General features: G+C 44.5%; 10 protein-coding genes, 1 pseudogene and 1 riboswitch. Of the genes and pseudogenes, 2 read left to right on the top strand and 9 right to left on the bottom strand.

What is annotated here, in order from left to right:
- The 7 genes and pseudogenes from ACEYKX_RS03100 to ACEYKX_RS03070 form a co-directional block, all read right to left on the bottom strand.
- The coding region (locus ACEYKX_RS03100) for an ATP-binding cassette domain-containing protein (protein WP_373780448.1) at positions 1-336 on the bottom strand (336 nt) is incomplete at its 3' end.
- Positions 337-345: 9 nt separating this feature from the next.
- Positions 346-2301, bottom strand: a pseudogene (locus ACEYKX_RS03095) (dipeptide/oligopeptide/nickel ABC transporter permease/ATP-binding protein).
- Complete coding sequence (locus tag ACEYKX_RS03090) at positions 2301-3254, bottom strand: ABC transporter permease (RefSeq protein WP_373780447.1); 954 nt, start codon at positions 3252-3254, stop codon at positions 2301-2303. The pseudogene ACEYKX_RS03095 and the gene ACEYKX_RS03090 overlap by 1 nt, the downstream one beginning before the upstream one ends.
- A gap of 168 nt (positions 3255-3422) precedes the next feature.
- On the bottom strand, positions 3423-5006 hold the full coding sequence (locus tag ACEYKX_RS03085; RefSeq protein ID WP_373767890.1) for an ABC transporter substrate-binding protein: 1584 nt from the start codon (positions 5004-5006) through the stop codon (positions 3423-3425).
- Positions 5007-5206: 200 nt separating this feature from the next.
- Positions 5207-5701 (bottom strand): ribonuclease HI, encoded by a 495-nt coding sequence (rnhA, locus tag ACEYKX_RS03080; RefSeq protein WP_373767889.1) that lies wholly within the window; start codon positions 5699-5701, stop codon positions 5207-5209.
- 81 nt (positions 5702-5782) lie between these two features.
- On the bottom strand, positions 5783-6619 hold the full coding sequence (gene purU, locus ACEYKX_RS03075) for a formyltetrahydrofolate deformylase (RefSeq protein ID WP_373767888.1): 837 nt from the start codon (positions 6617-6619) through the stop codon (positions 5783-5785).
- A gap of 92 nt (positions 6620-6711) precedes the next feature.
- Positions 6712-7122, bottom strand: a complete 411-nt coding sequence (locus ACEYKX_RS03070) for an H-NS family nucleoid-associated regulatory protein (protein ID WP_373767887.1) — start codon at positions 7120-7122, stop codon at positions 6712-6714.
- A 224-nt stretch (positions 7123-7346) separates the two neighbouring features.
- A riboswitch (Lysine riboswitch) is annotated at positions 7347-7515 on the top strand.
- Between the two features lie 135 nt (positions 7516-7650).
- Between ACEYKX_RS03070 and ACEYKX_RS03065 the strand changes: the two genes are divergently transcribed.
- Positions 7651-9204, top strand: coding sequence for a Na+/H+ antiporter NhaC family protein (locus ACEYKX_RS03065; protein WP_373767886.1), 1554 nt, complete (start codon positions 7651-7653; stop codon positions 9202-9204).
- 113 nt (positions 9205-9317) lie between these two features.
- Here ACEYKX_RS03065 and ispC read toward each other — a convergent pair whose 3' ends face one another.
- Both ispC and relA read right to left on the bottom strand, forming a co-directional pair.
- Positions 9318-10514 (bottom strand): 1-deoxy-D-xylulose-5-phosphate reductoisomerase, encoded by a 1197-nt coding sequence (gene ispC / locus ACEYKX_RS03060; RefSeq protein WP_373767885.1) that lies wholly within the window; start codon positions 10512-10514, stop codon positions 9318-9320.
- Positions 10515-10551: 37 nt separating this feature from the next.
- The gene (gene relA / locus ACEYKX_RS03055; RefSeq protein ID WP_373767884.1) at positions 10552-12759 is read right to left on the bottom strand and encodes a GTP diphosphokinase; all 2208 of its coding nucleotides are present in this window, start codon (positions 12757-12759) and stop codon (positions 10552-10554) included.
- Positions 12760-13092: 333 nt separating this feature from the next.
- On the opposite strand from relA, the gene hemA reads away from it, so the two are divergent.
- Positions 13093-13750 (top strand): glutamyl-tRNA reductase (gene hemA, locus ACEYKX_RS03050; protein ID WP_373780443.1); only part of this gene is annotated, 658 nt, incomplete at its 3' end.

Here is a 13750-nt window from a genome sequence, read left to right as displayed (position 1 = left end):
GAAATTCAACGGGTTACAGATGAAATACGGTAGTGCCGAGGCGCGCAAACAGTTTGGGCGCCAAGTGTCGGTAATTTTCCAAGATCCCGCAACGGCGCTGAACCCACGTATGCGCGTGTTGGATATTCTCAAAGATCCGATGATCACATTGGCAAGGGTGGATTTCCCACACCCCGACTGCCCGACCAAACCGACCGTTTCACCCGCACTAACCTCAAGGCTGACACCGCCCACTGCGGTGAACTTTTTCGGGTTAAATAAGGTACCGTCACGAGACGGAAATTGTACAACAATATCTTCCAGCTCAATAATCGGCTGCTCTTTTAATGGTCTCATACTCATTGTTTATCCCTCCAAATGAGAAGCCCATAGATGTTTCGGATGATCTCCCGTCGGCACAAGTTTCAAACGCTGATTCGGATTGGCATCCGGGCGTAATGAACGGCTGGCGAAACGATCGCCTGCGGCAAAGTCAAACGGTGACGGCACACTGCCCGGAATTTGATATAAGCGTTCCGCACGTCATTCCGTTGAAAGCACGGAGCCAAGTAACCCACGGGTATATTCGTGCGTCGGATTGGACAGCAACGCGGAAGTCGGTGCCATCTCCACCACTTGCCCTGCATACATTACTGTGATGTGGTGTGCCATTTGCGCCACAAGTGCTAAGTCGTGGCTGACGAATACCATCGCAAAGCCGAGTTTTTCACGCAATTCGTTGAGCAATTTAATTACTTCCGCTTGAACCGTTACGTCTAATGCTGTTGTCGGTTCATCTGCGATTAAGAGTTTCGGCTCACGGGCTAACGCCATAGCGATAAGAACACGCTGACGTTGACCGCCCGATAATTCATGCGGATAGCGGTTTAAGGTTTTCTCCGGATCGAGTTTTACCCATTTGAGCAAAGTTTCCGCAGACTGTTTTCCGCCGCGGCTGATAAGCTGCGCCATTTGATCTTTGATACGCATAGACGGGTTTAACGCACTTAACGCATCTTGGTAGATCATGGAAATTTCATGTCCGCGCAATTCGTTAAGTTTATCGGTTTTCAATAAATCATGTTGGTTGCCCGCACGGTCGGTAAACAGAATTTCTCCGGTAATTTTCGCCGTTTTCGGTAATAATCCCATGATTGAGAAGGCGGAAATGGATTTACCGCAACCGGACTCGCCGACCAACCCCATGGTTTCACCTTCATTGACGGTAAAGCTGATATTATCCACCAATGGAATGTCGCCATAACGATTCGGGAAGCGGATAGAGAGGTTTTTCACCTGTAAAATCGGTTTGGCATTCGGATTAAGTTGCATACGGTCGGTACGGGTCGCTTCTTTCTCATGCAATTTGAGTAAGTAACGTTTTAACGCAAGGCTTTCCGCCATCGCTTCTTGTACATCCGTTGAAAGCGGTTTTGATACGTCTTCTTTCGTCGCGGTCGGGCTGCGTTTTAATTTCGGATTGACAAGTGCGTCGGTTAGCCCTTCCGATAAGATGTTGAGTGATAATACCGTTAAGAGAATCGCTAAACCGGCAAAGGTTGTCGCCCACCAGAAACCGCTTAAGACGATATTACGACCTTCGGAAAGTACATTCCCCCAAGACGGTTGCGGTAATTGTACCCCTGCGCCTAAGAAGGAGAGTGACGCTTCAAGTACAATCGCATCGGCAACCATCACCGTAGCAAAAACCAGTACCGGTGCCGCTGAGTTACGTACCACGTGTTTTAATAGAATGTAGGTTCGACTACCGCCAATCACACGTTCGGCTCGGACATAATCTTCTTCCCATTGGGATACCACATTGGCGCGAACGACGCGGGCAAGTTGCGGCGTATAAACAATCGCTATCGCAAGGATAATGATCGGTACGGAGTTACCTAAAGTCGCAAGTAATACCGCAGCAAGCGCAATGCCCGGGAATGCCATTAAGATATCCATACAACGCATAATCACTTCGTTGCCGAGTTTATCCGCCGTCGCGGCTGTTGCACCTAAAATACTGCCTAATACAATAGCAAGCCCTACGGCACCTAAGCCGATAAAGAGCGAGGTTTGAGCACCGTAAATAATTCGAGAGAAAATATCGCGCCCCAAGCGGTCGGTTCCGAACCAATAGTCTGCACTTGGCGCTTGTACCGGACGCAATGTTTGTAGCGGATCGTATGGCGCAACTATCGGAGCAAAAATTGCCATTAATGCCACAAGGACAATAAATCCTAAGGCGAGTTTAGAGGCGGTTGATAGCGCTTTGAATCTTGCCCCGCCTGAAGCAAGTCTTTCAGCTAATCCTTGGCGAAACATTATAAACTCCGAATTTTAGGGTTAATCAGCAAGTAAAGAATATCCACAATGATATTCACCAATACGAAGGTAAACGCGATAGTTAATACAACGCCTTGTACTAAATGTAAATCGTGGTTCACGATACCGTTGAAAATCAATTTACCCATGCCCGGTAAGTCGAAGATCTGTTCAATCACGACCGCACCACCGAGTAAGTAACCGACACGCAAGCCGAGTACCGTTACCGGTGTGATTAACGCATTGCGTAATACGTTGTGACGAATGACGGTGGCATAAGGCACGCCGTTACCGATAGCGGTACGTACGTAGTCTTTATCCATCTCTTCCACCATGGTAGTACGCACGACACGAATTAACGATGCACAAACCGGAATTGCCAATGCCAGTGACGGTAACGCCATAGAGCGGAAATATTCCGTCGGATCTTCACTAAAAGGTACAAAGCCCCCTGACGGCAGCCAATCCAGCTCCAGTGAAAAATACTGAATTAATAAGATACCAAGCCAGAAAGACGGTGTTGCAACGGCAGCAACGGAGAGAAGACGAATCACTTGGTCTGCCCAACGGTCACGATAAAGGGCGGCGACAATGCCTAACGTGAAAGACACGATTGCGGCTAAAAATACCCCGATAAAAGTAAGTTGTAAGGTTAACGGGAATGCCTTAGCAATTAATGAAGTGATCGGCTGTTCAGGCGGTGTGGTTACCCCAAAATCCAAAACAAGCACATTACCGATAAAGCGGAAATATTGCACCAGTACGGGATCATTTAAGCCGTGCTGTTCACGATATAATTCTTTTGCCGCATCACTCGCACTTTCACCTAATGCCACAGAGGCAGGATCTCCCGGAGTGAATTGTAAGATAATAAAAACTAATGCACTTACGCCAAGCATCATCAGTGGTAATGCCATTAAGCGACGTAGTAACAGACGAAGTACGATTTCCATTTTTTTCTCCGACTACAAGAAAGGTTAGTAGGAAGGTATAAATTTTTATAAAAGTGCGGTCGGATTTTAGGCTGATTTTGTAAAAAATGAATGTTATCCGACCGCTTGTAAAGAAATCCTTAGATAAGCCTCGATGACCTTCGCCTAGGCGAAGGTCATTTAAGTCAATTATTTACGACTAACGCCAAGGAATGACATTCCTGTTGTTGGTAATGGTTGGAAGCCGTCCAATGTTTTATTGCTCCAAGCCGTCGGTAATTTGCGGTGAACGATCGGATAAAGTGCCGCTTCTTCTGCAATGATATTAATCGCTTTACCCCAAATTTCGCGCGCTTCCGCAGGAGTTTTCGCCGCTACTGCCGCATCAAGTAATTTTTGTACTTCTGCGTATTCAGGGGTATTTGACCAACGGAAACGTTTTTTCGGCCATACATCACCACGGTACCACCAGCTTAATAATAAGTCTAAGTCGTTACCGAATACGGACGGATCGCCCGGTGCAATCAATACTTCAAAGTTACCCGCATCCACACCGTCATTGTACGGAGATTGTGAAGCGATATTGGTGACTTTCACGCCCGGGATCTTATTCCAGTCTTCAAGGATCATTTGAACGGAGTCAACCACCCATTTGTGCGCGGTTGAGCGTGTAGTAAATTCTAATTTATCCACACCGGCTTCTTTCAACAACGCCGCCGCTTTTTTCGGATCGAAGTCGTACACGGTTGACGCTTTCACATAATCCGGGTGAGAATCTTGTACATAAGAAGTTGCCGGTTTTGCATTACCTAAGAATACGACATCCACGAGTTTTTGCGTATCGATCGCATATTGTAACGCTTGACGTACTTTCTTATTGTTAAACGGTGCTTTTTCACAGTTAAACATTAAGAAGATTAAACCGAACGATTGTACGGATTCTACTGACGCTTTACGTTTTAAGCGATCCGCATCTAAGTAAGGTACGTTTTCAATCGCTTGTACACGACCTGACTCTTGTGCCGCAACACGTGCCGCATCGTCAGAAAGTAAGAACCAGGTCATTTTTTCAACGGTTGCCGGATATGGACCGGTGTAAGCCGGGTTGGCTTCAAACACGATACGGTCATCTTTTACCGCTGATACGAATTTATACGGACCGGTACCGATCGGATTTGCATCAAAGGCGGATTGACCTTGTGATTCAATTAATGCTTTCGGTACGATTTTGATGATGGTTAAACGTTCTTTGAATAACGCAAACGGATATTTCAATTTGAATTCGACTACTTTGTCGTCAACCGCTTTCACTGATTGAATAAACGGAATGAATTGTGCAAAGAGTGATTTGGTATTCGGGTCTAAGACACGTTCGAATGAGAATACCACATCGGCGGTGGTAACCGGTGTGCCATTGTGGAATACCGCACCGTCACGCAAAATGATACGATAAGTTACATCATCGACTTTTTCAGGTTCTTTAGCGGCAAGGGCTAAATACGGCTGACGGGTTGCCGGGTGTAAATCCACCAAGCCTTCAAAAATGTGAAGGTTCGCCGCCATGGATGACGCACCTGTCGAGCTCATCGGGTCAAAACCGGTTGAAATCGGATAAGCAATACCCGCTTCAATGGTTGAACCTTTTGCCGGAGCAGCAAATGCTTGAGATGAAAAAGTGCCCAATGTGCCACTGAATGCAAAACCGGCACCGACGCCCGCCATTAATTTCATAAAACCACGGCGGGATTCATTGTGTTCGAAGTGTTTAGTCATAGTAGACTCCTTGAATAGTGTCGTTTTCATAAGATGGTTGTGTGTATTACCGCACACGTTAAGCAACCGCAAAAGTTCTCATTTAATATCATTTTTGAAGTAAATCAATCAAAAGTGAGTTAAAAAATGGATTGAAAACATCATAACACTAACGGAAGTCATGTCAACATATTGTCAAGACTAGAATTTACATTTGTGATCTATATCACGAAATCACTTTTCTTTTCGCTGTTATCCGGTTGGTAACCGACATCATTCAAAGTAGGATAATTCGCTCCCTCTTTGGCGAGTTGATCGCAAATATCATTTTCACGATGCCCTGAATGCCCTTTCACCCATTGCCATTCTATTTGATGACGCTGAATGGCTTGATCTAATGCCATCCATAGATCTTGGTTTTTGACAGGCGCTTTATTACTGGTACGCCAGTTATTTTTCTTCCAGTTAAAAATCCACTGTTGAATACCGTTTTTCATATATTGACTATCACTGTGCAATTGCACTCTACAGGGTTCTTTGAGGATATTTAATGCCTCGATTACCGCCCGAAGCTCCATACGGTTATTTGTCGTCAAGTAGTAACCTCGGCTAATTTGCTTCTCTCTACCTTGATAGCGCAATAAGATGCCAATCCCCCCCTTCCCGGGGTTACCCAAACAAGATCCGTCGGTAAAAATTTCAACAAGTTTCATCATATACGAAAGTATTATTATAGGAGAACATCATTCTCCATGGAGTGATCAAGCGGTCGGATTCAGCCTATTTTTTGCAAATGACTACATCACGACGGTTTTATTCTGATGGACGAAAACGCGATCCGCCAACACTAATTCCAATGCTCTGCTTAACACGGTTTTTTCAACATCCCGCCCGGCGCGCATCATCGCTTCGGCAGTATAAGTATGGTCGACGTTAATCACGTTTTGCATGATAATCGGACCTTGATCCAGCTCATTATTAATAAAATGCGCCGTTGCGCCAATAATTTTTACACCGCGCTCATATGCTTGCTGATAAGGTTTGGCACCGATAAACGCCGGTAAAAACGAATGGTGAATATTGATCACGCGATTCGGATAGCGCTCGACAAACGCCGGATTCAGAACTCTCATGTATTTCGCTAGCACAATATAATCCGGCTCATATTCATCAATCTTTTCCGCCAACAATTTATCATGCTCGACACGGGTTAACCCTTCGTGGCTCACGAGATGAAACGGCACGTCAAAGCGTTCCGCGAGGCTTCTTAACACTTCGTGATTACCGATAACAGCGGCAATTTCAACATTTAATCCACCGTAATACGTTTTCATTAAAATATCACCTAAACAATGCGCTTCTTTTGTCACCAAAATCACAATACGCTTACGTTTTTGCGGAATCAATTTATATGTGGAGCCTTGAGGAAGGGTAAATGCCAAATCGGCAAGCAATGTATTATCGTTAAAAATGCCTTGTAATTCCGTTCGCATAAAAAATCGTCGTGTATTACTCTCGACAAATTCACTATTTTGAACAATATTTAGTTGATGTTTATAACAAATATTTGTAATTTTAGCGACTAACCCTTTATCATCCGGGCATTCCGTTAATAGAATTTTATTTTCAATCATTATATGACCTTTAATTATATGGAATGTATATTAAATATAGAAAGGAGAACCCATCCTCATGGATTCTCCTTTACTTTTTTATCCGAAATAAATTAGATTTCAAAGTCAGATAATGATTTTCCGGAGTCTAATGCACGTTGAATAGGGCTTGGTGTTCTGCCTTGTCCCGTCCACGTTTTTTCTACTCCGTTATCATCGATAAATTTATATTTTGCCGGACGCGGCGGACGAGGTTCGCGCTTTTTGCGTTCGACTGAAGAATCTGCCAATAATAGCGCCAGCTCTTCTACCGAAATACCGTCTTTAGCCAGCAATTCTTTATATTTATTTAATCCTTCGAGACGTTTCGCTTTTTCCTGCTCTTCCGCTTTAACGGATTCCCGTTTTTCTTCTACAACAATAGTAACTTTTTCAAGTAACGCTTCCATTTGTTCAAGAGAACTTTCACGAGCAATAACACGTAAGCTACGAATATTAGATAATGCTTTCAAAATATCAGTCATTTTTTTCTCCTAACTGTGTTCAAATTGAATTTTACTAACGATAAATCATTAATTCGTATTTATATTAGCCTAATATATTTTCAAGGTAAATAAAAAAATGCTAAATAAATTTAGTTTTTTTAGTCGTCGGATGACATATGAATGATTTATCTACACTGATAACATAAATTTTATTATCCGACTATTGGCAAAAACCGATTCTTGGGGTAATCTAGCCGGGTCCTACAAATTGTAGAGGTGCAAATCCGATAAGTATTCTTTCAGAGTGGAAAGCGGTGAAGAGAGAAGAAAGGCGTATTTGCCGAAATCAATTAAGCGTCATCTTAGTTGGTTGGTATCGTCATCGAAAGGTGCGGTACTGTCATAGCTACGCTATGGAGTGCTACTGTTAGGCTGGGTTTTTCATGTTATATGTCTTTTTTCCCTCCTTAATTTTATTTTTATACCTTAATTTGCGTATAAATGTATTCGGTAGATCTCTTATTTTGTTTGACAGATATTTCATAACAAAACAATTTTAGAGGTTTTATGGATTTAGTCGATTATTCCCATTCACTATGGTCGGTGGTGCCCGCTCTGCTTGCGCTCGTTTTAGCGATCATCACGCGTAAAGTGATTCTGTCTTTAAGTATCGGTATCATTGTCGGTGCACTTATGCTTGCCGGCGGCAACCCGATCAATGCCTTTTTACACCTAAAAAGCAATGTTACATCCCTTATCTACGGGGAAGAAGGCATTAATGCCAACAATGTCAATATCATTTTATTTTTAATTTTGTTAGGTGTGTTAACCGCACTATTAAGCATTTCCGGCAGTAACCAAGCCTTTGCGAGCTGGGCGCAGCAACACATTAAAGGTAAACGGGGCGCTAAATTAATGGCCGCCGGTTTAGTCTTCTTCACCTTTATCGATGACTATTTCCACAGTCTTGCCGTCGGCGCTATCGCCCGCCCGGTGACGGATAAGTTTAAAGTGTCTCGGGCAAAATTAGCTTATATCCTTGATTCAACGGCGGCACCGATGTGCGTATTAATGCCGATCTCAAGTTGGGGAGCTTATATTATTACCCTCATCGCAGGTCTACTGACGACTTACAGCATCACCGCATATTCTCCGCTCGGCGCATTTATGAGTATGAGCGTCATGAATTTCTACGCAATTTTCTCGCTGCTGACCGTGTTTGCCGTATCCTACTTTTCTATCAATATCGGTTCAATGACCCGTTTTGAACAACAGGCGGAAATCACCTCACTACAAAATGAAGAAACGTGCGCTTATCCGCAAGGTCGGGTGTTAAACCTTATTTTACCGATTATCGTGCTGATTCTTGCCACACTGTCAATGATGATGTACACGGGCGGTTCAGTCTTAGCCGAAAGCGGAAAGCCGTTTGACGTATTAGGCGCATTTGAAAATACGACCGTCGGTATTTCACTGGTTGTCGGCGGTGCGAGTGCCGTGGCTGTTGCGACGGTTCTGATTGCCCTTGAGCGCCAAATCAGCCTTAACGATTATATTAAATCGTACTGGGTGGGAATCAAAGCCATGTCCGGTGCGATTACGATTTTGTTCTTCGCATGGACAATCAACGGTATCGTCGGCGATATGCAAACCGGCAAATATTTATCCACCTTGGTGGCCGACAGCATTAATCCTGCGCTATTACCTGCCATCCTGTTCGTTTTAGGTTCCGCTATGGCATTCGCTACCGGAACAAGCTGGGGAACGTTCGGCATTATGTTACCGATTGCCGCCGCCATGGCTAGCAACACGGCACCGGAGCTATTTTTACCTTGCTTATCTGCCGTGATGGCGGGCGCCGTTTGCGGTGATCACTGCTCGCCGATTTCCGATACGACGATTCTTTCATCTACCGGTGCGCAATGTAATCACATGGATCATGTTACTTCTCAGTTACCTTACGCCATGGTTGTTGCCACAGCGACGTTTGTCGGCTATTTAGTCTTAGGGTTTATCAACTCAGCACTATTCGGTTTTGCCGCCACCGCTGCGGTATTAATCGGTTTAATAATGCTATTTAAATCGAGAAATCGGGCGTTTGCCGCACAACAAGCGGTATGATTTGCCGGATATTTTGCAAACGGGTGACAACAAAAAGCACGCCTAGGCGTGCTTTTTTATATCGTTTCCATCAGAACAATTTTGGCAAAATTTTTACCGAAACGGACCGCTTGTCAACACGATAACTGCAATACCGCTTGTCTTGCCAGCTCTCTTGCTAATGTATCGATATGCAGTACATCGGCTATTTCGCGGACTTGAATCGGTGCAATATTTTCCACCACGGCTCGATTGACTTCCACCATATCGATAAAACGAATCCGTTCATTTAAGAAAGCATCCACCGCCACTTCATTGGCGGCATTCATCGCCGTTGTTGCATATTGCCCTGCAGCGAAAGCATCTATCGCTAATTTTAAATTCGGATAACGGGCAAAATCCGGTTCAATAAAAGTAAGTTCTTTTAGTTTAAAGAAGTCTAGCGGTGCCACACCTGCCTTTATCCGATTCGGATATGCCATGGTATGTGCAATCGGGGTACGCATATCCGGATTACCCATTTGCGCAATCACACTGCCGTCAAGGTAACGCACCATGGAATGAATGATCGATTGCGGATGAATGACAATTTCCATTTCATCGGCAGATGCATTAAACAGCCAACGGGCTTCAATATATTCCAAACCTTTGTTCATCATGGTCGCCGAATCGACGGAAATCTTTTTCCCCATTGACCAATTCGGATGAGCCACTGCTTGAGCGGGTGTAATTGAATAAAATTCATCTAAAGGTTTAGTTCGAAACGGTCCGCCTGAGCCTGTGAGAATAATTTTACTTACCCCTAGCTCAGCAAGCGGACAAAAACCGACCTTTTCTTGCGCTTCGGGTGGTAGCGATTGGAAAATCGCGTTGTGTTCACTGTCCACCGGCAGCAGTTTTGCCCCTGATTTACGGGCTTCATCAATAAAAATCTGTCCGCAAGTGACTAGAGATTCTTTATTAGCCAACAGCACTTTTTTGCCCGCTCGAACCGCTGATAGCGTCGGCAATAATCCCGCCGCACCAACAATCGCCGCCATCACCATATCGACTTCAGGGTGTGACGATAATTCACAAATCGCTTTTTGCCCTGCAAGAACTTCGGTTTTCAAGCCTAAGGCGGTGAGATTTTCCTTTAATGTTGCAGATGCCCGTTCATCATCTAATGCAACGAAACAGGGCTGATATTGTCGGCATTGCTCGGTGATTAATTCGACATTTTTTCCGCCCACTAAAGCAAATACTTGATACCGTTCAGGGTTATGTTCGACAACAGAGAGGGTACTTTTACCGATGGAGCCGGTTGAGCCTAAAATCACTAATTTTTGCATTCTATTTCCTTGCTTGACTTTTATAAGCGTAATGGTTTCAATTCGACAACCGCTTTGCTTCAATCACATCATCAATTTGCATCACACGTTTAAGTAATTTATCCAACATATCGACGTTGTTCAGTTCAATTTGGATATCGATAGTTGCCACCGAACGCTTAATATCCGTACGACTCGAAACGCCTAGTACGTTAACCTTTTCATTTGCCATAATGCCACTGACATCACGCAATAAGCCGTTACGATCGTTGGCAATGACACGGATGGTCAAATTAAATTTACCTGAGCCGTAATTATCCCCCCATTCCGCTTCAACGACGCGCTCCGGACTACTGCTTTGCAAATCGAATAACTGTTCGCAATCCGCTCGATGGATGGAAATCCCCCGTCCTTGAGTAATATAACCAACGATGTCATCACCCGGGATCGGCTGACAGCAACGGGCGATATGATGCATTAAGTTACCAACCCCTTCAACGACAACAAAACCACTGCGGCTTTTTTGCGCTTGCTGCGCCTTATTGGCGACCTGCTTTAAAATCGCCTCATCGGCTTGTTCTGCGGTGGTTCTGATCAGTTTGCTTTGCAAATAGTGCATTAATTGATGTAAACGAATATCGCCACCGCCAATACCGGCGTACAAATCATCTAAATGTTTTAAGTTATAGCGCGGTAAGGCAAGATCCTCAATTTGTTTTTGCGTGAAATTGAATTTCGCCATTTCCGCTTCCAACATCTCTTTACCGAGCGGAATATTTTTTTCACGGTCGAGCTTTTTAAACCACGCAACAATTTTGGATCGCGCACGCGCCGTATTGACGAAACCTTGACTTGGAATGAGCCAGTCACGACTTGGGTTCGGGTTTTTCTGCGTAATAATTTCGACTTGATCACCCATTTGTAAAATATAAGTGAACGGCACAATACGTCCCGCCACTTTAGCCCCAATGCAACGGTGACCGATTTCGCTGTGAATGGAATACGCGAAATCCAGCGGTGTCGCATTTTTCGGCAGATCGACCACTTCACCTTTCGGCGTAAAGACATACACCCGATCGTCAAAAACTTGTGAACGCATTTCCGCCACCACATCGCCCGAATCGGCAATATCTTTTTGCCAATCAAGCAATTTGCGTAGCCAAACGATTTTTTCTTCATAGCCGGAACGTCCCGCTGCCGCCCCTTCTTTATATTTCCAGTGTGCCGCGACGCCGAGTTCCGCATCGTCATGCATTTTTTGGGTACGAATTTGGACTTCGATGGTTTTGTCCCCTTCGCCTAACACCACGGTATGAATCGACTGATAGCCGTTCGGTTTCGGATTGGCAATGTAATCATCGAAATGCTCCGGCAAGTGTTTATAATGGGTATGCACAATACCAAGTGCGGTATAGCAGTCCTGAAGTTTCGGTACGATGATTCGAACCGCACGGACATCAAATAACTGTTTGAAGGTCAACTGCTTTTTCTGCATTTTTTTCCAAATGCTATAAATATGTTTCGGACGACCGTAAACTTGTACCTCATCAATTTCTTCTTTAATACAAGCGGTCAGATCCGCCACGAAATTTGCAATATATTGTTCTCGATCCAAACGGCGTTCCGCCAAATCGTATTTTGCAATCCGGCGATACTCTTGCGGATGCAACGCTCGGAAGCAGTAATCTTCCAGTTCCCATTTCAACTGTCCGATGCCTAAACGGTTTGCCAACGGCGCATAAATATGGGAACACTCTTTGGCGGCAAGGACTAAATCTTCTTCACTTAAACGTTCGGTATCGCGCAAATACACAATCCGTTCGGCGAGTTTAATGACCACACAGCGGAAATCATCCACCATCGCCAACAGCATTCGACGGATATTATCGATTTGAATATCGGAGGCATGGCTTGCGTTTAATTGGCGGACGTTGTCCATCTCCAATACGCCTTTCACCAAATTTTTGACATCATTACCGAAATGTTCTTTGACTTGAACCAAATCGATAAGATGATGTTTGACCAACGGAAAAAGCATGGCGGCAACAAGGCTGTCATCATCCATGTTCAACCCGTGCAGAATTTCGACCATCTCCACGCCGAACCACATCAAGTGGTTTTGTTCAATGTCGATCTTCTCTTGAGCATACTGCCATGCAATCCATAGCTCTTCAAACGTAATCGGCGACATTTGCAATCCGGCACTCCAACCGGCCAGCTCAAAATTATTGGGATCGAGCAGGTGTGAACGGCGAATCGCTACCATAAGTCCTCCGAAAATAATGACAGAATGGAATTCTTGACAAAAAATGACAATTGAATTTTTTTGCGAAGCATTATAGCTCAATTCACTCCAAAATTCGGTTTATTTTGGATTTTTGCAGAAATTTACATAAATCCGACCGCTTGTCGCACAAAAAATTCCCTCATTTTATGAAATTTCATTGACGACCCATTTTCTTTTTACATCAATCGCCCTTTTTGGCGACACATAAATCCAACCTATGATGACAATAGTTTGCAGAGCGCTATCGGATTGATTAGAATGCCGTTTTATTTTAGTGGGATTTTCTCATTTATCTTTCAGTTGTGGGCAGTCATGACAATTCTGGCGTTAGGCATCAATCACAAAACAGCATCGGTCAATTTGCGTGAAAAAGTCGCGTTTGTGGAAAACAAACGCCAACTTGCGTTTGAACAAATTCACCGGCAGCAACTTGCCGAAAGCGTCGTGATTCTCTCTACCTGCAACCGTACCGAACTCTATTTTCATCAAGCGGATATTCCCCCGCAAGCCGATCATCCGGAAAATATCGCTTGGCGCGAACGTTGCTTCCACTGGTTTGCCCAAATTCATCAATTGGATGAAACGGAGCTGCGCGAATGCCTGTATTTCAAACAAAACATGGATGCTGCCCGCCATTTGATGAGCGTAGCTTGCGGGCTGGATTCATTGATCTTGGGCGAACCGCAAATTCTCGGTCAGGTCAAACAAGCCTATCAAGACAGCGAAACCTTCTATCAGTCGCATCATTCGGCAATGTCGACGAATCTTTCCCGTTTGTTCCAAAAAACGTTTTCCACAGCAAAACGGGTACGCTCGGAAACGGAAATCGGCAATAGCGCCGTTTCGGTTGCCTATGCTGCCTGCGGACTGGCGCGCCAAATTTTTGACCGATTCAACAAACTGCGTTTTTTATTGGTTGGTGCGGGAGAAACCATTGAATTAGTGGCTCGTTATTTGCTCCAACACGGCG

The organism is Glaesserella sp., from assembly GCF_041817755.1.
Lineage (GTDB): Bacteria > Pseudomonadota > Gammaproteobacteria > Enterobacterales > Pasteurellaceae > Glaesserella.
This window is presented reverse-complemented; position numbering and strand designations above follow the sequence as displayed.

Coding starts and splice junctions, on each gene's coding strand:
- ACEYKX_RS03090 (WP_373780447.1), bottom strand. CDS start 3,254: ATGGAAATCGTACTTCGTCTGTTACTACGTCGCTTAATGGCATTACCA.
- ACEYKX_RS03085 (WP_373767890.1), bottom strand. CDS start 5,006: ATGACTAAACACTTCGAACACAATGAATCCCGCCGTGGTTTTATGAAA.
- rnhA (WP_373767889.1), bottom strand. CDS start 5,701: ATGATGAAACTTGTTGAAATTTTTACCGACGGATCTTGTTTGGGTAAC.
- purU (WP_373767888.1), bottom strand. CDS start 6,619: ATGATTGAAAATAAAATTCTATTAACGGAATGCCCGGATGATAAAGGG.
- ACEYKX_RS03070 (WP_373767887.1), bottom strand. CDS start 7,122: ATGACTGATATTTTGAAAGCATTATCTAATATTCGTAGCTTACGTGTT.
- ACEYKX_RS03065 (WP_373767886.1), top strand. CDS start 7,651: ATGGATTTAGTCGATTATTCCCATTCACTATGGTCGGTGGTGCCCGCT.
- ispC (WP_373767885.1), bottom strand. CDS start 10,514: ATGCAAAAATTAGTGATTTTAGGCTCAACCGGCTCCATCGGTAAAAGT.
- relA (WP_373767884.1), bottom strand. CDS start 12,759: ATGGTAGCGATTCGCCGTTCACACCTGCTCGATCCCAATAATTTTGAG.